Origin of the sequence: Bradyrhizobium sp. STM 3566 (assembly GCF_045571445.1) — a bacterium.
GTDB classification, from domain to species: Bacteria; Pseudomonadota; Alphaproteobacteria; order Rhizobiales; family Xanthobacteraceae; genus Bradyrhizobium; species Bradyrhizobium vignae.
Window position 1 is genome coordinate 7132905 of the sequence record NZ_CP120692.1, and the last position, 17478, is coordinate 7150382.

The 17478-nt window shown below is 64.0% G+C and carries 20 protein-coding genes; 13 read left to right on the plus strand and 7 right to left on the minus strand.

All coding sequences use genetic code 11. The features are described from left to right. Positions 1–165 precede the first annotated feature (165 nt). The 3 genes from P6U27_RS33875 (at position 166) to P6U27_RS33885 (ending at position 2540) form a co-directional block, all read left to right on the plus strand. Positions 166–1749 carry a DEAD/DEAH box helicase gene (locus P6U27_RS33875; protein WP_129145006.1) on the plus strand — a complete coding sequence of 528 codons (1584 nt, stop codon included), beginning with the start codon at positions 166–168 and terminating at the stop codon, positions 1747–1749. A 23-nt stretch (positions 1750–1772) separates the two neighbouring features. Then, on the plus strand, positions 1773–2060 hold the full coding sequence (gene infA / locus P6U27_RS33880) for a translation initiation factor IF-1 (protein ID WP_024340539.1): 288 nt from the start codon (positions 1773–1775) through the stop codon (positions 2058–2060). A 267-nt stretch (positions 2061–2327) separates the two neighbouring features. Then, positions 2328–2540, plus strand: a complete 213-nt coding sequence (locus P6U27_RS33885) for a cold-shock protein (protein ID WP_122405751.1) — start codon at positions 2328–2330, stop codon at positions 2538–2540. A 111-nt stretch (positions 2541–2651) separates the two neighbouring features. Here the strand turns inward: P6U27_RS33885 and P6U27_RS33890 are convergent, their stop codons facing one another. The 4 genes from P6U27_RS33890 to P6U27_RS33905 form a co-directional block, all read right to left on the minus strand. Beyond that, positions 2652–3266, minus strand: a complete 615-nt coding sequence (locus P6U27_RS33890) for a TadE/TadG family type IV pilus assembly protein (RefSeq protein ID WP_407193408.1) — start codon at positions 3264–3266, stop codon at positions 2652–2654. Between the two features lie 23 nt (positions 3267–3289). Then, on the minus strand, positions 3290–3874 hold the full coding sequence (locus P6U27_RS33895) for a TadE/TadG family type IV pilus assembly protein (RefSeq protein WP_122405753.1): 585 nt from the start codon (positions 3872–3874) through the stop codon (positions 3290–3292). 202 nt (positions 3875–4076) lie between these two features. After that, positions 4077–4580: a pilus assembly protein N-terminal domain-containing protein gene (locus tag P6U27_RS33900; RefSeq protein ID WP_122405754.1), complete on the minus strand. Its 504-nt coding sequence runs from the start codon at positions 4578–4580 to the stop codon at positions 4077–4079. Between the two features lie 156 nt (positions 4581–4736). Next, positions 4737–5564, minus strand: a complete 828-nt coding sequence (locus tag P6U27_RS33905; RefSeq protein ID WP_122405755.1) for a sterol desaturase family protein — start codon at positions 5562–5564, stop codon at positions 4737–4739. 267 nt (positions 5565–5831) lie between these two features. Between P6U27_RS33905 and P6U27_RS33910 the strand changes: the two genes are divergently transcribed. From P6U27_RS33910 to P6U27_RS33955, 10 genes are all read left to right on the plus strand, one after another. Continuing rightward, positions 5832–5996, plus strand: a complete 165-nt coding sequence (locus tag P6U27_RS33910; RefSeq protein ID WP_122405756.1) for a Flp family type IVb pilin — start codon at positions 5832–5834, stop codon at positions 5994–5996. A 75-nt stretch (positions 5997–6071) separates the two neighbouring features. Then, a complete protein-coding gene (locus P6U27_RS33915; protein ID WP_407194552.1) occupies positions 6072–6212 on the plus strand; it encodes a hypothetical protein in 141 nt (46 codons plus the stop codon). A 121-nt stretch (positions 6213–6333) separates the two neighbouring features. Beyond that, a complete protein-coding gene (locus P6U27_RS33920) occupies positions 6334–6858 on the plus strand; it encodes a prepilin peptidase (RefSeq protein ID WP_122405757.1) in 525 nt (174 codons plus the stop codon). Positions 6859–6987: 129 nt separating this feature from the next. After that, complete coding sequence (gene cpaB / locus P6U27_RS33925) at positions 6988–7785, plus strand: Flp pilus assembly protein CpaB (RefSeq protein ID WP_407193409.1); 798 nt, start codon at positions 6988–6990, stop codon at positions 7783–7785. A gap of 11 nt (positions 7786–7796) precedes the next feature. Next, positions 7797–9260, plus strand: coding sequence for a type II and III secretion system protein family protein (locus tag P6U27_RS33930; protein WP_162500652.1), 1464 nt, complete (start codon positions 7797–7799; stop codon positions 9258–9260). Positions 9261–9280: 20 nt separating this feature from the next. Then, a complete protein-coding gene (locus P6U27_RS33935) occupies positions 9281–10015 on the plus strand; it encodes a CpaD family pilus assembly protein (protein WP_407193410.1) in 735 nt (244 codons plus the stop codon). Then, positions 10012–11280 carry an AAA family ATPase gene (locus P6U27_RS33940; RefSeq protein ID WP_122405761.1) on the plus strand — a complete coding sequence of 423 codons (1269 nt, stop codon included), beginning with the start codon at positions 10012–10014 and terminating at the stop codon, positions 11278–11280. The genes P6U27_RS33935 and P6U27_RS33940 overlap by 4 nt, the downstream gene beginning before the upstream one ends. A gap of 21 nt (positions 11281–11301) precedes the next feature. Beyond that, complete coding sequence (locus P6U27_RS33945) at positions 11302–12771, plus strand: CpaF family protein (RefSeq protein ID WP_122405762.1); 1470 nt, start codon at positions 11302–11304, stop codon at positions 12769–12771. Positions 12772–12787: 16 nt separating this feature from the next. Further along, positions 12788–13765: a type II secretion system F family protein gene (locus P6U27_RS33950; RefSeq protein WP_122406940.1), complete on the plus strand. Its 978-nt coding sequence runs from the start codon at positions 12788–12790 to the stop codon at positions 13763–13765. 9 nt (positions 13766–13774) lie between these two features. Next, positions 13775–14749, plus strand: a complete 975-nt coding sequence (locus P6U27_RS33955; RefSeq protein ID WP_129145004.1) for a type II secretion system F family protein — start codon at positions 13775–13777, stop codon at positions 14747–14749. Positions 14750–14805: 56 nt separating this feature from the next. On the opposite strand, the gene P6U27_RS33960 is transcribed toward P6U27_RS33955, so the two are convergent. The 3 genes from P6U27_RS33960 to P6U27_RS33970 all read right to left on the minus strand — a co-directional run bounded on the left by P6U27_RS33960 (position 14806) and on the right by P6U27_RS33970 (position 17225). Next, positions 14806–15633: a tetratricopeptide repeat protein gene (locus P6U27_RS33960; protein WP_129145003.1), complete on the minus strand. Its 828-nt coding sequence runs from the start codon at positions 15631–15633 to the stop codon at positions 14806–14808. Positions 15634–15745: 112 nt separating this feature from the next. Then, on the minus strand, positions 15746–16144 hold the full coding sequence (locus tag P6U27_RS33965) for a hypothetical protein (RefSeq protein WP_245509615.1): 399 nt from the start codon (positions 16142–16144) through the stop codon (positions 15746–15748). Then, positions 16125–17225, minus strand: a complete 1101-nt coding sequence (locus P6U27_RS33970; RefSeq protein ID WP_245509614.1) for a metallophosphoesterase — start codon at positions 17223–17225, stop codon at positions 16125–16127. The genes P6U27_RS33965 and P6U27_RS33970 overlap by 20 nt, the downstream gene beginning before the upstream one ends. Between the last annotated feature and the right edge of the window lie 253 nt (positions 17226–17478).

The window sequence follows — 17478 nt, forward strand, 5'->3', positions numbered from 1 at the left end:
ATGTTCCATATAAGCGGCGGAGACCTCTTGCGAATCAAGGGGTCGTAGCGAGCCGCGTGTTCTTAAGCCCCTCCGGGCCTCTGGCTTGCCCCATATCACCCAAGCCATCCGACACCCCAAACACGCAGGTGTCTTCTCGACACCCTTTTGCGCGCGCCGCGCTGAATGCGCCGGGCGTCCGCTTTTGACATGGAAAGAACCCCTCTTTTGACTTCCTTTCAGGACTTCGGCCTGGCCGATCCCATTTCCCGTGCCCTCCAAGAAGAAAACTACGTCACCCCGACCCCGATCCAGGCCCAGACCATCCCGCTGGCGCTGACCGGCCGCGACGTCGTGGGTATCGCCCAGACCGGCACCGGCAAGACCGCGTCTTTCGCGCTGCCGATCCTGCATCGCCTGCTCGAGAACCGCATCAAGCCGCAGCCCAAGACAGCACGCGTCCTGGTGCTGTCGCCGACCCGCGAGCTGTCTGGCCAGATCCTTGACAGCTTCAATGCCTATGGCCGCCATATCCGCCTGTCTTCGACGCTCGCCATCGGCGGCGTGCCGATGGGCCGCCAGGTCCGCGCCCTGATGCCGGGCGTAGAGGTACTGGTCGCCACCCCCGGCCGCCTGCTCGACCTCGTGCATAGCAACGGCTTGAGGCTTTCGAGCGTTGAATTCCTCGTACTCGACGAGGCCGACCGCATGCTCGACATGGGTTTCATCAACGACATCCGCAAAATCGTCGCCAAGCTGCCGATCAAGCGGCAGACGCTGTTCTTCTCGGCCACCATGCCCAAGGATATCGCCGAGCTCGCGGACTCCATGCTGCGGGACCCCGCCCGTGTCGCGGTGACCCCAGTGTCTTCGACCGCCGAGCGGATCAACCAGCGTATCCTGCAGGTGGACTTCTCGGCCAAGCCCGCCTTCCTGACCAAGCTGCTGCAAGACGAAACGATCAACCGCGCTCTGGTCTTCACCCGCACCAAGCACGGTGCCGACAAGGTGGTGAAGACGCTGGCCAAGGCCGGCATCGCTGCCAACGCCATCCATGGCAACAAATCGCAGAATCACCGCGAGCGCACGCTCGCCCAGTTCCGCTCGGGCGAGATCCGCACCCTGGTTGCCACCGACATCGCCGCCCGCGGCATCGACGTCGACGGCATCAGCCACGTCATCAATTTCGACCTGCCCAACGTGCCGGAAACTTACGTCCACCGCATCGGCCGCACCGCGCGTGCCGGCGCCGACGGCACCGCGATCTCCCTGGTCGCCGGCGGCGAGGAACTCAGCTATCTCCGCGACATCGAGCGGCTGATCCGCGTGGCCCTGCCGCAGGAGGACCATCGCACCGACGCCGGCCGCCGCGATGCCGGCCCCGCCCCGTCGCAGCAACGACAGGGCCGGCCAGGCGGCCGTCCCGGCCAGCGCCCAAAAGGCGCACGGCATGGCGACGGGCGGCGTGGCGACGAACGGCATGCCGATGGGCGCCACCATAGTGCCGGCAAGCAAGGCGACGGCAGGCACGGTGAAGGCCGGCACGCCGAGGCAAGGCATGCTGACGGACGGCCCGGCAGCGGCCCGAATGCGTCCAAGGGTTCTCGCCGCCGCCGGTCCGGTGGTAAGATGCACTCATCGCCTGTCGACCGTCCGGAACAGCGTTCCGCGCATAGCGCCGGGACGCCTGATGGGATACAAGGCGTTGCCTTTTTGCGCCGCGAGAGTCGGCCAAACAGCCAACCGAACCGCAAACCCTATTCGCACTAGCCGTCCACGACCTGGAGAAATTCATGGCTAAGGAAGAGCTGATCCAGTTCGAAGGACTGGTCACCGAAATCCTCCCCGACGCCCGCTACCGCGTGCAGCTCGACGCCGGACACGAGATCGTTGCCTATACCGCCGGCAAGATGAAGAAGAACCGCATCAAGACGCTCGCGGGCGACCGCGTGACAGTGGAGATGTCGCCGTATGACCTCGAGAAGGGCCGGCTGATTTTCCGCCACAAGGACGAACGCCCCAGCACGGCGGGCGGACCGCCCCGTCCCGGACAGCGTGGCGGCCAGTTCCGCCGCCGCTAGTCGGCTACGGCGCGGGGGCGCGAGATAAAACTCCGACCTGTTTGATGATCTGCCGTTGACATCACGGTGGATCAAAAAATCGTGCACGTCCGGATTGTTTCGGGCCCCTGTTTCCGATAAAATGAATTAATCGATTTTCGGCCGGACGACATTAGCATCCACCGGTACAGCCGGTTCAGACACGCTGACGACCCTTCCAGAAATTCGATCTAACCTGCCCGTGCGAGCGGGCTTCGACATTGTGTTATCTGAGAAGGGACTACCCCCGTGAGCATGGGAACCGTGAAGTGGTTTAACGCAACCAAGGGCTATGGCTTCATTCAGCCCGACGACGGCGGCCAAGACGTGTTCGTCCACATCAGCGCCGTGGAGCGCGCCGGTCTCGGCTCGCTGCGCGAAGGCCAGAAGATCTCCTATGAGATCGTGTCCGACCGCCGCTCCGGCAAGTCGGCGGCGGACAATCTCCGCGCTGCGAGCTGAGCCCGCCGGCCCTGAGCCCCGACCGGCTCGAGCGAGGCAGAGCAAACAAGGCAACTAAAAAAGGCCGTGCGTGACGCACGGCCTTTTTCATTCCAGGGTCGGCTCGCAAATTCAACACGTCGACGGTACGCCGTTGTAAGGCACGCAGGCGACCTGGCGCGGCCGCGTGTAGGAGAGATCGCCCAGCGTTATGCTCGACTTCAACACGTAGCCGACTGCCGGCGTGTAAGTGTAGTTGGCCTCGCTCAGGATGAGATAGCTCGACGGAATCAAGAGCGTCGGGGGAATCATCGTGGTGATCTTGTCCCCGGCCTTCCGAGCCGAGGTCACCAGCGTGGCTTGTGTCGCGCCGCTCGCAATGGTGCCGGCCTTGCTCCACTGGACCGTGGCGATGCTGTTGGCATCGATGTAGATCTGGGAGATCGTGCCCTTCACGAGGGTAGCGTCGTAAGGCATGACGATCGAGATGCTTGCCGTAAACGTGTTCTGCATGTCGGCATCGGCGAGCGTCGTCGACTGCGACGTCAAATCGGACAGTGTCCGTGCAATCAACGTGACTTTGCGGTCGATCGCCACGGCAGACGAAAACTCGACGGTGCCGAAGAACATCACCAGCATCAGCGGTACGATGACCGCGAATTCGGTCGCCGCAAGCGCGCGCTTGTCGGCGACGAAGTCGCGCACGAAGCAACGTGCATTCCTCCAGATATTCGCAATCGCCTGCATCGGTCCGCTCAGATCCATCTGCCTCAGAAGGGTTCGTTCTTGAACGCCACGGTCGCCACCATCAGCCGCTTGTTGCTGCATCCCATGTTGTAGCCGAGGCCGGTGACGAAGAGCGGCCATTGATAGAACAGCCGCACCACGACCACCTGACCGGAAGTTCCGGCATTGTACTGCATGCCGGAGGTGGGATTGAAGTTGCAGGAATTGCCATAGTTGGTGAGGCTTAGCGCGCCGAAGGAACTGGTGCTGACAACGTCGACGTAAAGCTTGCTGCAATCGAACAGCGCCGGAATCTGGCTGCAGACATAGGTCTTGAACGTCGTCTGATCGCAAGCAGAGACCGTGTTGGGGGTGGTCTGACAGGCCGCCACCGAGCCGCCCTGTGCCTGCGCCTGGCCGGTCAGAATCGCGCGCGCCGAGTCCTGCGCGACGGTCTCGAGCACCTGGCTCGAGAAGAACATCAGCGCCGTCTCGATGACGGCGAACAACAGCGCGAAGAACATCGGTGCGACCAGCGCAAACTCGACGGCTGCGGAGCCGCGGCGGTTGCCACGAAACCGGGCCAGCGCTTTCCGGAGCGTGAACCTCGTAGGTGCGGGCGATGGCATAAGGTCAAATTCCCCAGCAACGGGCGATCATCTGCCCGTTCAATAGCGGAAACTGATTGTCTAAATGTTTCAAGCGATCCGCGTCCGGCGGACCGCGCCGTTAGGAATGCGTTAACCTGACGCCAACCGAAGCGCGGAAACGCGCCGCGCGCGAATCCGCAAGCAGCCTGGCGGGGATCCCCCCGGCAGACCCGCCGGTCGGCTAGTTGGGTTTGGCGGCCGCACCGGCACCACCGCCGCTGCTGGCACTGCTGCTGAGCGAGCCGGCCTGGCTCATCGTGTTGTTGAAATAGGTGTCACTGTCGCCGAGCGTCACGCGACGCTGGCAAAGCGGTACGCAGCTGTAGGACTCGCGCTCAATCCCGCGATAGACGGTGACGAGCCGGTCGCTCGGGCCTTCAACCTGGATCTGGCGGTCGACCAGAATCTCGCCGCCCCGGTCGAGCGCGATGAAGTTGGTGGCCCCATAGCCCTTCCCGGTCACGACGATCATGCCGCCCGGCTGGAGCGTGACATCGGCGATCAGGGGATTGCCGACCACGATGGTCGCCACCTTGCCGGGCAGCCGCACCAGCTTGGCCTGATCGACATTGACGGCGATGATGTCGGCGGTAGGCTCGGCAAGGCCAGCGGCCGGCCATGCCAGCACCGCGGCGGCAACCAGAAGACAGACGCGCGCATGACGGCGCAGTAATTCTTTACGCATACTCTTACCCCGGGACGTCACAAACCGGCAGAAGCGATGAGATAACAGCGGAGCCGGTGCCCGACCCGGCCAACCTGCCTCCAATTCGTGAACGTTCCGCAAACTCGCCGACGATTGTTTGAACGGACTGGCGTTTGCGGGCCCCACTGGTCTCTCCTAATGGCGGAACGGATAGGCGAGCTGGCCTCCGATCTCCTTCGGCATGGTCGCTTCGTCCTTGCCGTAATCCTGCGGCAGCCTCCCCTCCGGCATGCGGAAGGTACCGAACAGCACGTCCCAGATCGGAAACGTCCCGGCGAAATTGGTGTCGCCACCCTCTTCGAGCGAAGTGTGGTGCCAACGGTGGAATACCGGCGTCGCCAGCACGTATTTGAACGGTCCGAAGGTCCAGTTCAGGTTGGCGTGCACGAAGGCCGAATGAAAGGTGGTGAACGGGCCGACCCAGATCATGATGTTCGGGGAGATACCGGCCATCAGCAGCACGACGTCGACGCTGATCGTCCCGAGCAAGAGATTGACGGGATGGAAACGGGCCGCGGAGATCCACCCGATCTCCTCCGACGAATGATGGACGGCGTGGTACTTCCAGAAGCCGCCGTCGTGGAAAAGCCGGTGCAGCCAGTACAGCATGAAATCGGATAGCACCAGGAACAGCAGGCCCTGCATCCATAGAGGCAGCTGCGACAGCGGACCGTGGCCATCGTCGTAGAAGGCGATGAGTTCGTCCGCGTCGTGGATGTTGAAGACGACGCCGGCACCGACGATCAGAAGCCCGATCCGCATGGTGCGGGCGAACACCGGAACGAAGAACCAGTAGCAGATGTCGGTGAGAATCTCCCGCTTGCGCCACCACGGCACGCCGGGATTGCAGGCCCAGAAATGCTCCAGCACTGTGAAGATCGCAGCAAGTACGAAGGTGACGGGGATCACCTTCACGATGGTCTCGCCGAGCATCAGGGCAACTTGCATGGGCAGGCTCGACATCGTCGCCTCTCTTGCGAATTCCGGTCCTGCTTAGGCCTACTCCGCGAAATTTAAGGGAGGGTGAAGCCGGCGCCGCGCTGCCGATGCATCCGGAACCGGAACGAATTGCAGCTACCGTCTTAAGGCGAAATTCACTCTGGGCAAAAGCATCGCGCCTGGCGTGGGTTTACCCGATCGAATTAACTCTACCGAAAGAGCTCGGCTCTCATGGTCATCGCGTCAAAGACAGCGCCGAGCGAGGCGATCCCACTAGACGGAGTGTTATTCATGAAGAACGTGATTGCGCGTTTCGCGAAGGATGAATCCGGCGCCACCGCCATCGAGTACGGCCTGATCGCCGCCGGCATCGCGCTGGCCATCATCACCGTCGTCAACCAGCTCGGCGGCACGCTGAACACCAAGTTCACCTCGATCCAGTCCAGCCTGAAGTAAGCAGCCGACGAACGACGGCAAAAGCCCCGGATCTCCGGGGCCTTTGTTTTTTGAAGACGGCGAGTTCCAGTGGCGTTGCGTAAGTACAGAACCGATGCTGCGGTGACGGCGAACGATGCGGGCGCGTCGCAGGCCGGCTCGCCCACTTATTGGGTCTGCCTTGCGCTGCTGCTCGCGACGATCGTACTCGGCGCGCGCATTGCCAGCCTGTTGTGAACTCGCTATCGGCGGGTTCTGCTGTTCAGACCATTGCTGCCGTTGTCGGTTTGTTTAGCACTGCCGGCTAGCATGCGGCGACGCCCGATCCGCGACTAAACCAGGCCTCAAGACGCAGCTCATGATCCTCGACCTTGCGCGCCTTCTGCTCTTCCCGGCCCTGATGGCATTCGCCGCCGCGAGTGATCTATTCACGATGACGATCTCGAACCGCGTCTCGCTGGCGCTGGTGGCGGGCTTCTTCGTGCTCGCCCTCGCCGGTGGCATGGCACCTTACGAGATGCTGAGCCATATCGGCGCCGGTGCGGTTCTGCTGGTCGTGGCCTTCACCTGCTTTGCGATGGGCTGGGTGGGCGGCGGCGATGCCAAAGTCGCGGCGTCCGTCGCGCTCTGGTTCGGCTTTGCACATCTTATGAACTTCCTGCTCTACGCTTCGCTGTTCGGCGGCGCGCTGACGCTGCTCCTGCTCCAGGTCCGGCAATGGCCGCTGCCCTACGGGCTCGCGGCTCAGGCCTGGCTCGCACGGCTGCACGACAAGGAGAGCGGCATTCCTTACGGTATCGCGCTCGCGCTGAGCGCGTTGATGGTCTACCCGGAGACCGAATGGGTGAAGGCGATCGACCTCACTCACCTCGCACTGCGCTGAACGCACCGGGTAAACCCGGCGTTAAGGCGATTTAGATACGCCTCATTAACCATGCTTTGACGAATAGCTGGTCAACTGCCGATCACGGCGGCGGTAGCGTCGCGGCGTATTGTTGGAAAGTTGAAGCGTATGAATAGGGCACGCATTGTCGTCCTGACGGTCGCCATCTGCGCCGGCGGCATCGCCGCGTACCTGGCGAGCGGCACCGACAATTCTGCGCCGCCTCCGCTTCCGGTCGCGCAGCTGCCGACCCTCGACGTCCTCGTCGCCAAGAACGACATCGGCCTCGGCCAGACCGTGAAGCCCGAAGACGTGCAATGGCAGACCTGGCCGGCCGCGACCGCCAGCACCACCTTCATCCGCCGCAACGAGCGCCCCGATGGTGCGACCCAGGTGGCCGGTTCGATCGCGCGGGCTCCGTTCATTCAGGGTGAGCCGATCCGCGACCAGAAACTGGTCAAGGCCGAAGGCTCCGGCTTCATGGCGGCAATCCTGCCCACCGGCATGCGGGCGATCTCGACCGAGATCTCGCCGGAGACCGGCGCAGGCGGGTTCATCCTGCCCAACGACCGTGTCGACGTCCTGCTCACGCGCCGGTCGAAGAACCCGGACCAGGGCAGCGGCGCCCCCGACGTCGTCACCTCCGAGATCATCCTGGCCAATATCCGCGTCCTCGCCATCGACCAGGCGCCCAAGGAGAAGGACGGCCAGAACGCGGTGATCGGCAAGACCGTCACCCTCGAGCTCACTCCCGCGCAGACCGCAACGCTGTCCGCGGCGCGGCAGAGCGGCACGCTGTCACTGGCGCTGCGCAGTATCGTCGACGTCAAGATGAGCGAAATCACGCTCGATGACTCCGCGCAGAAGCGAGAGGGTGTTTCGATCATTCGCTACGGCATTCCAAGTCAGACGGCTAAGGCACGATGAAGACAGTCGATATGAAATGCAGGGCAAATTCGGCGACGATGCGAACCTCGCTGGTCCGCGCCCTGTCGTTTTCGGCCGCCCTCGCGCTGGCGCTCAACCCGGCGGTCGCTGCCGACTACCGCCCCGTGGCTCCGGCCGCGATGGACGGCCAGATCAACGCGCGTTTCCTCTCGCTCGGCGTCGGCAAGTCCATCGTGATCGACCTGCCGCGCGACATCAAGGACGTGCTGGTCGCCGATCCCAAGATCGCCAATGCGGTGGTCCGCTCGGCGCAGCGCGCCTATATCATCGGCGCCGCGGTCGGTCAGACCAACATCGTCTTCTTCGATTCCGCCGGTCAGCAGATTGCGGCCTATGACATCGCGGTCAAGCGCGACCTCAACGGCGTACGGGCCGCGCTGAAGCAGGTCCTGCCCAATGCCGACATCCAGATCGATGGCCTCGGCGATGGTATCGTCCTGACCGGCACGGCTGCCAACCCGATGGAGGCGCAGCAGGCCAACGATCTCGCCGCGCGCCTGGCCGGCGGCCCCGAGAAGGTGGTGAACTCGATCGTGGTGCGCGGCCGCGACCAGATCATGCTCAAGGTGACGGTGGCGGAAGTCCAGCGCAGCATCATCAAGCAGCTCGGCATCGACCTGACCGCCAACCTCAACTACGGCACGTCGGTGGTGAGCTTTTCCAACTCCAATCCGTTCACGGCTCTCGGCAAGAACCTCGTGGACAGCAATAACCTGACCACGAAGTTCGGCGCCGCGCCGTCGGTGCAGGCCACCCTGCGCGCGATGGAAACCGCGGGCGTGATCCGCACGCTGGCCGAGCCGAACCTGACCGCGATCTCCGGCGAGTCGGCGACGTTCATCGCCGGCGGTGAATTCCCGGTCCCGGCAGGCTATGCCTGCGACCCCACCACGCATGTCTGTACCACCCAGATCAGCTTCAAGAAGTTCGGCATCTCCCTGAACTTCACTCCCGTGGTGCTGAGCGAAGGCAAGATCAGCCTGCGGGTGATGACCGAGGTCTCGGAACTGTCGAACGAGAATGCGATCACGCTGTCGCAGGCGGTGACCTCGAATTCGGTGAACTCGCTGACGGTGCCCTCGATCAGGACCCGCCGCGCCGAGACCTCGCTGGAAATTCCCTCCGGCGGCGCGATGGCGATGGCCGGCCTGATCCAGCAGCAGACCAAGCAGGCGATCAGCGGATTGCCGGGACTGATGCAGCTCCCGATCCTGGGCACGCTGTTCCGCAGCCGCGACTTCGTCAACAACGCGACCGAGCTGGTCGTGATCGTGACCCCTTATGTCGTTCGCGCGGTGGCACCAAAGGATCTGTCGCGGCCGGACGACGGCTTCGCACCGCCTGCGGATCCGCAGGCCCAGCTGATCGGCAATATCAACCGGCTCTACGGCGTGCCCGGACGGACCGAACCGGCCAAAAGCTACCGCGGCACCTACGGCTTCATCACCGACTGAGGCGGAACGGGGACTTCACGATGATCACAAGACCACCCCAGCTTCGCAAACGCGCCATCCGCCTCGGTGGCGCGCTCGTCGGCATGGCGCTCGTGCTCGGCGGCTGCCAGCACGACGAGGTCCTCACGGCCTCGATTCCCGACGATTACAAGCAGCGCCACCCGATCGCGGTCGAGGAGCAGAACCGCTCGATCGTCGTCTTCGTCGGCCATGCCCGCGGTGGATTGACCGCCGCCCAGCGCGCCGACGTAATGGGCGTCGCATCGGCATGGTTGCACGAAGGCACCGGCGCCATTCGCATCGACGTGCCCTCCAATACGCCCAATGCTCGTCCGGTTGCCGATACGATGCGTGAGATCCAGGCGATGCTGGCGGCGGCGGGCGTTACGGCACGCGGCGTCAGCGTCCACCCGTATCAACCGGAAGACAAGCGTTTCCTGCCGCCGATCCGGCTGACCTATTCCAAGATCGCGGCGGTCGCCGGCCCCTGCGGCCTGTGGCCGGAGGACATCGGCCCCTCGATGAAGAACAAGCGCTGGTTCGAGAACAAGGATTACTACAATTACGGCTGCGCCTATCAGCGCAACCTCGCGGCCATGGTCGACAATCCGTCGGACCTCGAGCAGCCGCGGCCCGAAACTCCGTCGTATACGGCGCGGCGCATCACCAGCCTGGAGAAGTATCGCAAGGGAACCACGACGGCGACCACCTATCCCGACGCCGACAAGGCCAAACTGAGCGACACCGGCAAATGATCAGCTACGCGCGCCAGACACAAGAAGAGCAGCCGGCAGCAGCTCCTCCGCCGGTCGAGGAGCATATCGCGCCCGCGCCGCGCGTCTCGGTCCAGGCCTTTTGCGAGACCGTGGAGACTGCCGCCGCGGTCCAGTCGGCCGGCGAGGATCGCCGTCTCGGCAAGGCCCATCTGAAAATCCAGATGGGCGGCATGGCGGCCGCGATCGAGGCCTACCGCTCGGCCCCGACGCCGAACGTGATCGTGCTCGAGAGCGACGGCCGCAGCGATCTGTTGGGCGGCCTCGACCAGCTCGCCACCGTCTGCGACGCCGGCACCCGCGTGGTCGTGATCGGCCGCATCAACGACGTCACGCTCTATCGCGAGCTGGTGCGCCGCGGCGTCAGCGATTACGTGCTCGCGCCGGTCGGCGCGATCGATGTCGTGCGCTCGATCTGCAACCTGTTCTCGGCGCCGGAAGCCAAGGCGGTCGGTCGCATCATCGCCGTGGTCGGCGCCAAGGGCGGCGTCGGAGCCTCCACCATCTCCCACAATGTCGCCTGGGCAATCGCACGCGACCTCGCGATGGACGCCGTCGTCGCCGACCTCGACCTCGCCTTCGGCACCGCCGGGCTCGACTACAATCAGGATCCGCCGCAGGGCATTGCCGATGCCGTGTTCTCGCCCGACCGCGTCGATACGGCTTTCATCGACCGCCTGCTGTCGAAATGCACCGACCATCTCAGCCTGCTGGCGGCGCCTGCGACGCTCGACCGGGTCTACGATTTCGGCACCGACGCTTTCGACGCCGTGTTCGACACGCTGCGCTCCACCATGCCCTGCATCGTGCTCGACGTTCCGCATCAATGGTCGGGCTGGACCAAGCGCGCTCTGATCGGAGCGGACGATATCCTGATCGTGGCCGCGCCCGACCTCGCCAATTTGCGCAATACCAAGAACCTGTTCGATCTGTTGAAGGCCGCGCGCCCCAACGACCGGCCGCCGCTCTACTGCCTGAACCAGGTCGGCGTGCCGAAACGGCCCGAAATCGCCGCCGCGGAGTTCGCCAAGGCGATCGAGAGCCAGCCGGTCGTCTCGATTCCCTTCGAGCCGCAGATCTTCGGCTCGGCGGCCAACAACGGCCAGATGATCGCGGAGATATCCGCGAACCACAAGTCGATCGAGATGTTCCTGCAGATCGCCCAGCGTCTGACCGGCCGCAGCGAGACCAAGAAACAAAAGTCGTCCCTGCTTTCACCTCTGATTGAGAAGTTGCGGGGAAGATAAGCCGCCGCATGGAGTTGTTAAGTGTTCGGTAAGCGTAGCGGAACAGACACCGACTTTCGGGCGCCCAAGCCCGGCGCCGTGTCGCTCGAGCCTGCCCAGGCTCAGGCGCCGACGGTGTCGCGCGCTCCGCCTCCGCCGGCCGTCGCCTCGCCGCCGCTTGCCCCTGCCAAGGCCCCGCCGCCTCCGGCCATGGAGAGCCGGCGCTCGGACAATTATTACGAGGTCAAGGCGACCATCTTCGGCGCACTGATCGAGGCCATCGACCTCGCCCAGCTCGCCAAACTCGATTCGGAGTCCGCGCGCGAGGAAATCCGCGACATCGTCAACGAGATCATCGCGATCAAGAACATCGTGATGTCGATCGCCGAGCAGGAGGAGCTGCTCGACGACATCTGCAACGACGTTCTCGGCTACGGCCCGCTCGAACCGCTGTTGTCGCGCGACGACATCGCCGACATCATGGTCAATGGCGCCAACACCGTCTACATCGAGGTCGGCGGCAAGATCCAACGCACTGGCATCCGCTTCCGCGACAACCAACAGCTTCTCAACATCTGCCAGCGCATCGTCAGCCAGGTGGGCCGGCGCGTCGACGAATCCTCGCCGATCTGCGACGCGCGCCTCGCCGACGGCTCTCGCGTCAACGCCATCGTGCCGCCGCTGTCGATCGACGGCCCCGCGCTCACCATCCGCAAATTCAAGAAGGACAAGCTGACGCTGGATCAGCTCGTCAAGTTCGGCGCGATCACGCCCGAAGGCGCCGAGATCCTTCAGATCATCGGCCGCGTTCGCTGCAACGTGCTGATTTCCGGTGGTACCGGCTCGGGCAAGACCACCCTGCTCAACTGCCTCACCAATTACATCGAGCACGACGAGCGCGTCATCACCTGCGAGGACGCCGCCGAGCTCCAGCTTCAACAGCCCCATGTGGTGCGGCTGGAAACCCGCCCGCCCAATATCGAAGGCGAGGGCCAGGTCACAATGCGCGAGTTGGTGCGCAACTGCCTGCGTATGCGGCCCGAACGCATCATCGTCGGCGAGGTTCGCGGACCCGAAGCCTTCGACCTGCTCCAGGCCATGAACACCGGCCATGACGGTTCGATGGGCACGCTGCACGCCAACAACCCGCGCGAGGCGCTGTCGCGCTGCGAATCCATGATCACGATGGGCGGCTTCTCGTTGCCCTCGCGCACCATCCGCGAGATGATCTGCGCCTCGATCGATGTCATCATCCAGGCCGCGCGCCTGCGCGACGGTTCCCGACGCATCACCCACATCACCGAGGTGATGGGCATGGAAGGTGACACCATCATCACCCAAGACATCTTCCTCTACGACATGGTCGGCGAGGACGCCAACGGCAAGATCATCGGCCGCCACCGCTCGACCGGCATCGGCCGTCCGAAGTTCTGGGAACGCGCCCGCTATTACGGCGAGGAGAAGCGCCTTGCCGCGGCGCTCGACGCGGCGGAAGTCGCGCCGAAGACGTGAGCAGGTCAGCACCGCCATGAATATGCAGGTCCTCGCCCTCGCCTTCCTCGCCACCGCAGCGGTCGGTGGCATCGCCTGGGTATTCCTCTATCCGCTGCTGTCCGGAGAACGAAAGGCGGAAAGCCGGCGCGCCTCGGTCGCGCGCGCCGAAGCTCCCACGGCCCGCCAGGCCGAGAAGACCCAACGCTCGCGCCGTGAGCAGGTCGAGACCACGCTCAAGGACCTCGAGGCGCGGCGCGCGCAGGAGAAGAGCGCTCCGCTCAGCGTCCGCCTGTCGCAGGCGGGGCTTGACTGGACGCCGCAGAAATTCTGGACCGTATCCGCCGTCGTGGCGGGTGTATTTTTCGCGGTCGCTCTGTTCGCCGGCGGTGGCCTGATCGGCGCTGCCGGTCTCGCCTTTGCCGGTGGTTTCGGCCTGCCGCGCTGGGCTCTGGGCTTCCTGAAGAAGCGTCGTGAAACCAAGTTCCTGGCTGCACTGCCCGACGCGGTCGACGTGATCGTCCGCGGCATCAAGGCGGGCCTGCCCCTGTTCGAGTCGATCAAGGTCGTGGCCGCGGACTCGCCCGAGCCGCTCCGCAGCGAATTCCTGGCCATCATCGAGACGCAGGCGATCGGGATGCCGCTCGGCGAGGCCTGCGCGCGGCTCTATGAGCGCATGCCGCTTCCGGAGGCCAACTTCTTCGGCATTGTGGTGTCGATCCAGCAGAAGTCGGGCGGCAACCTCTCCGAAGCGCTCGGCAATCTTTCCAAGGTGCTTCGCGACCGCAAGAAGATGAAGGAAAAGATCCAGGCGATGTCGATGGAGGCCAAGGCCTCGGCCGGCATCATCGGCTCGCTGCCGCCGATCGTGATGTTCCTCGTCTACCTCACGACGCCGCAATACATCTCGCTGCTTTGGACTCATCCCACCGGACAGCTGATGCTGGTCGGCTGCGTCGTCTGGATGTCGATCGGCATCATGGTGATGAAGAAGATGATCAATTTCGATTTCTGACGGTGCCGTATGGTCGAATTCCTCGTCTCGAAACTGCACGACGTCCGCTTCATGACCATGCTGCTCGCGGCCATCGCCGCGAGCGCCACCGTCTATACCCTGGTGATGCCGTTGTTCGCCGGCGAGGGCCTCTCCAAGCGGATGAAAGCGGTGGCGAGCGAACGCGAACGCATCCGGCAGCGCGAGCGTGAGCGTCTTCACAAGAACGAAAAGGTCTCGCTTCGCCAGACGCCGAAGCAACTCGTCTCCAAGGTGGTCGAGGACTTCAATCTGACCAAATGGCTCGCGCAGGAGGCTGCGCGAGACAAGCTCATCATGGCAGGTTACCGCGGCCAGGCGCCTTACATCACCTTCCTGTTCGCCCGCATGGTCGCCCCGATCGTGCTCTTGATCGGCTCGGCCCTCTACGTCTTCGTGATCGCGCATATGGAGCAGGCGATGCCGATCAAGATCGGCATCTGCGTCGGCGCGGCCTATCTCGGCCTCCAGTCGCCGATGCTGTTCCTCAGGAATGCAATCTCCAAGCGCCAGCTCTCGATCAAGCGTGCGTTTCCCGACGCGCTCGACCTGCTCCTGATCTGCATCGAATCCGGCATGTCGGTCGAAATGGCGTTCCGCAAGGTTGCGAACGAAATCGTGGGCCAGTCGATCGCGCTGTCGGAGGAGTTCACCCTGACCACGGCCGAATTGTCCTATTTGCAGGATCGCAAGGTCGCTTATGAGAACCTGGCACGTCGCACCGGGCTCGAGGGCGTCAAGTCGGTGTGTCTGGCGCTTCAGCAGGCGGAGCGTTACGGCACCCCGCTCGGCCAGTCGCTGCGCGTCATGGCGCAGGAGAACCGCGACATGCGCATGAACGAGGCAGAGAAGAAGGCCGCCGCTCTGCCGCCGAAGCTGACGGTGCCGATGATCCTGTTCTTCCTGCCGGTGCTGTTCGTGGTCATTCTCGGACCGACCGGCATCAAGATCACAGAGATGCACTGAGCCCGAGCGAACCGCGCCGTTCACCAATCAAGCCGAGATCAGACGGTCGGATCCGATCAGTCGGGCTGGCTCAGCGAGGCAACCGGCGTCCGCTTCGGTGCGCCGCGCGGGGCGTCGCTGCGGCTCAGCATGTCCTTGAGATAGGCGACATTGGCCGCGGCCTGGTCCGGTGGCAGGTCCGCTTTCACGATGGTCTCCGCTTCCGCGAAGCGGCCCTGGAGACCGACGACCAAAGCGAGGTTCTGCCGCACCCGGGCGCTCGCACGCGGCGAGGCGTAGGCCTGCCGCAGCGCCTCTTCGGCCTTCGGCAGGTCTCTCGACAACATGTAGGACAGGCCGAGATTGGAGAGCACGCCGGGATCACCCGGTGCGATCTTCAGCGCGCTCGCGTAATAGGATCGCGCCTCTTCGTGACGGCCCATCTGGTCCAGCGCAGTGCCCTGTACCGAAAGCAGGCGCCAGTCGGGATTGTCGGGCGAATGCGCCTTCGACAGAACGTCGTAAGCCTGCTGGAAATTGCCGTTGTCGGCGAGTGCGCGGCCGTACAGGGCAAGCAGCGCCTTGTTGCCGGGATTGGCGATGGTCGCCTGCTCAAGCACGGCGGCGGCCTGGGCGCGCTGACCGTTGGCACGCAGGGCCTGTCCGTAGGCGAGCGCGGCGTCGGCATCCTTGGGATTGGCGCGGTAGCGCTCGCCATAGACTTCGACCGCACGCGCTGGATCGGTGGGCGCACGATCGGTGGGAACCGCCTCCGCCCGAGGCCCGACCGAGCCGGTCACCTCGGAGAGTTTCGACATGGCCGTGCAGCCGCCGAGTCCCATCGTCACCATCGCGACCAGCGACGTGGAGGCAAGTAGCCGGGTAAGACTGATCCGTTGACGCATGACGCCTTGACTCTCGAGCCGCTTGATCGAGCCGAACGCGTCAGCAATAGAATGTTAACCCTAACGGCCGGTTAACGCCGTCTCGGGCCTACTCCTCTCACGGCGGCGATTGTTACGACGGCACCTCACCGCCGAGATCCAGATCGAGGCCGAGCGTCTTCACCTGTTCGTCCAAGTCCCGCAGCAGTTGCAGTCTCTGCCGCGCCTGCCACTGAACGTCGACGCCCTCGCAGGGCAACCGCGGCACTTGGCGCAGGAAGTCGTCACAGTTGATCAGACCCCTCCCGCAGAGTTCACCGAGCTGAGCGCTATCGATGCCGAGCACCTCGGCGGATTGCTCGACCAATCGGCCGAGCAGCATTCTCACCGCCGCAAGCGTGTCGATGTCAGATCTGGGCGCGGACCTCGCGATCTTGCCTTCGAGCTCAGTCCAGGCATGCGACGAGACGACGTAGGCGTAGAGCGCATCCGCCCAGTTCGGGTCGGCTTCATCATAAAAGCTGCGGCGCATGAACAGCCGGCGGGTGATCGCCCCGCTTCACTGAGGCGGATGAGGCGACCTCGATCGCCGCCTGGACGGCCGGATCACGGGAAAAGTTCCGCGCTGCCGGCAGTCTGATGACGCCGTCAGGCAGGTTCGAATCGAGCAGCGTGAAGGCGGCATCGTTGCGCAGCCTTGAATAGCGGGTGATCGCGAAACGATGTTCCGTGCGCCAGCCACGGGACGCGGGGCCGAAATGGATGAGGTTGAAGCCGGCGGCGTCGCCGGCTTGGCCGGTCGAGGATGGACATGAGAGCACGTAGATCGTGCGCCAGAACGCCTCCCTGCTCTCGCTCGATGTCGCGCGCGGATCGGGGACGGAATAGCGGGTCAGTCCCTCGACGTGGCGATGACCGTGCAGAACCAGATCGACATCGAGCGAGATGGCAGCCTCGAGGAAGGTCGCGGGCGCGGCGAGATACATCAGCGGTTCGTCGGGCACGCCGAGAAAGCGCTTTCCTTCGCCGGTCGCCTGCGGCAGCGGATGATGGTGCAGGGCCAGCACACGGACCAGGTTTTCCGCCGGCTCGGCATAATCGGCGCGCCCCGCAGAACCCATGCTGGCCGCGAGTTCGGCGCTGAGCCGGGCGGACTCTGCGACCATCGCCTTGTAAGTGCTCTCGTCGATCTTGCCGCTCGCGAGCGCCATCAGGCTTGCGCGATTGGAATCGAGCAGCGCCAGCTCGAGGCCTGCCTGCCGGTAATAGACACTCTTCGAGGTTCGTGGCAGATGCAGGTAATCATAGGCGTCGTGACGGCCGGCACGCTGGCTCGGCCGCTTGACATCGTGATTTCCGGCAACGGCCTGGATGTCGGTGAACAGCCCGGTCTGCCGGAAAGTCGCGATCACGGCGAGCGCCTCGTCGAGCGCGCGCGGATTCGGATCGTCCACCAGATCCCCCGTGATCAGCAGGATGCGATCGGGGACATCCGTGACGCCCGTCATCTTTTCGCGAATCGCGGCCCTGAGTGTCTCGACGATCGATAGCAGCCGGCCCGACCCGTCCAGATGCAGGTCGGAAATCTGCACAATGACGAACGATCTATCCATTTTGCGCCGCTCATCTGCAAATGCTGCGCCGCCCAAACGATGAGAGAAATGCTTCGACGAACAGATTCAGGCCGTATCAGCCAAGAACGAACCTGGACAGGTATCAACCGCGTGCCGCCGCGTGTCCGCGTTCGGTGTATGCGGAGCGGACGGCACAATTTTAAATATTCGTCAATAATGCCACAACCACAACGCTAGTAAAGCCCTGCGGCGGTGCTTTTGCGAACGGCAGTCGTCGACGTGAGATACGAGA

Excerpts from the sequence above, each read along its gene's own strand:
- P6U27_RS33910 (WP_122405756.1), top strand. The coding sequence starts at position 5,832 with ATGAAGAACGTGATTGCGCGTTTCGCGAAGGATGAATCCGGCGCCACC.
- P6U27_RS33920 (WP_122405757.1), top strand. The coding sequence starts at position 6,334 with ATGATCCTCGACCTTGCGCGCCTTCTGCTCTTCCCGGCCCTGATGGCA.
- infA (WP_024340539.1), top strand. The coding sequence starts at position 1,773 with ATGGCTAAGGAAGAGCTGATCCAGTTCGAAGGACTGGTCACCGAAATC.
- P6U27_RS33895 (WP_122405753.1), bottom strand. The coding sequence starts at position 3,874 with ATGCCATCGCCCGCACCTACGAGGTTCACGCTCCGGAAAGCGCTGGCC.
- P6U27_RS33940 (WP_122405761.1), top strand. The coding sequence starts at position 10,012 with ATGATCAGCTACGCGCGCCAGACACAAGAAGAGCAGCCGGCAGCAGCT.
- P6U27_RS33965 (WP_245509615.1), bottom strand. The coding sequence starts at position 16,144 with ATGCGCCGCAGCTTTTATGATGAAGCCGACCCGAACTGGGCGGATGCG.
- P6U27_RS33970 (WP_245509614.1), bottom strand. The coding sequence starts at position 17,225 with ATGGATAGATCGTTCGTCATTGTGCAGATTTCCGACCTGCATCTGGAC.
- P6U27_RS33875 (WP_129145006.1), top strand. The coding sequence starts at position 166 with ATGCGCCGGGCGTCCGCTTTTGACATGGAAAGAACCCCTCTTTTGACT.
- P6U27_RS33930 (WP_162500652.1), top strand. The coding sequence starts at position 7,797 with ATGAAATGCAGGGCAAATTCGGCGACGATGCGAACCTCGCTGGTCCGC.
- P6U27_RS33955 (WP_129145004.1), top strand. The coding sequence starts at position 13,775 with ATGGTCGAATTCCTCGTCTCGAAACTGCACGACGTCCGCTTCATGACC.
- P6U27_RS33935 (WP_407193410.1), top strand. The coding sequence starts at position 9,281 with ATGATCACAAGACCACCCCAGCTTCGCAAACGCGCCATCCGCCTCGGT.
- P6U27_RS33960 (WP_129145003.1), bottom strand. The coding sequence starts at position 15,633 with ATGCGTCAACGGATCAGTCTTACCCGGCTACTTGCCTCCACGTCGCTG.
- P6U27_RS33950 (WP_122406940.1), top strand. The coding sequence starts at position 12,788 with ATGAATATGCAGGTCCTCGCCCTCGCCTTCCTCGCCACCGCAGCGGTC.
- P6U27_RS33890 (WP_407193408.1), bottom strand. The coding sequence starts at position 3,266 with ATGCAGGCGATTGCGAATATCTGGAGGAATGCACGTTGCTTCGTGCGC.
- cpaB (WP_407193409.1), top strand. The coding sequence starts at position 6,988 with ATGAATAGGGCACGCATTGTCGTCCTGACGGTCGCCATCTGCGCCGGC.
- P6U27_RS33905 (WP_122405755.1), bottom strand. The coding sequence starts at position 5,564 with ATGTCGAGCCTGCCCATGCAAGTTGCCCTGATGCTCGGCGAGACCATC.
- P6U27_RS33900 (WP_122405754.1), bottom strand. The coding sequence starts at position 4,580 with ATGCGTAAAGAATTACTGCGCCGTCATGCGCGCGTCTGTCTTCTGGTT.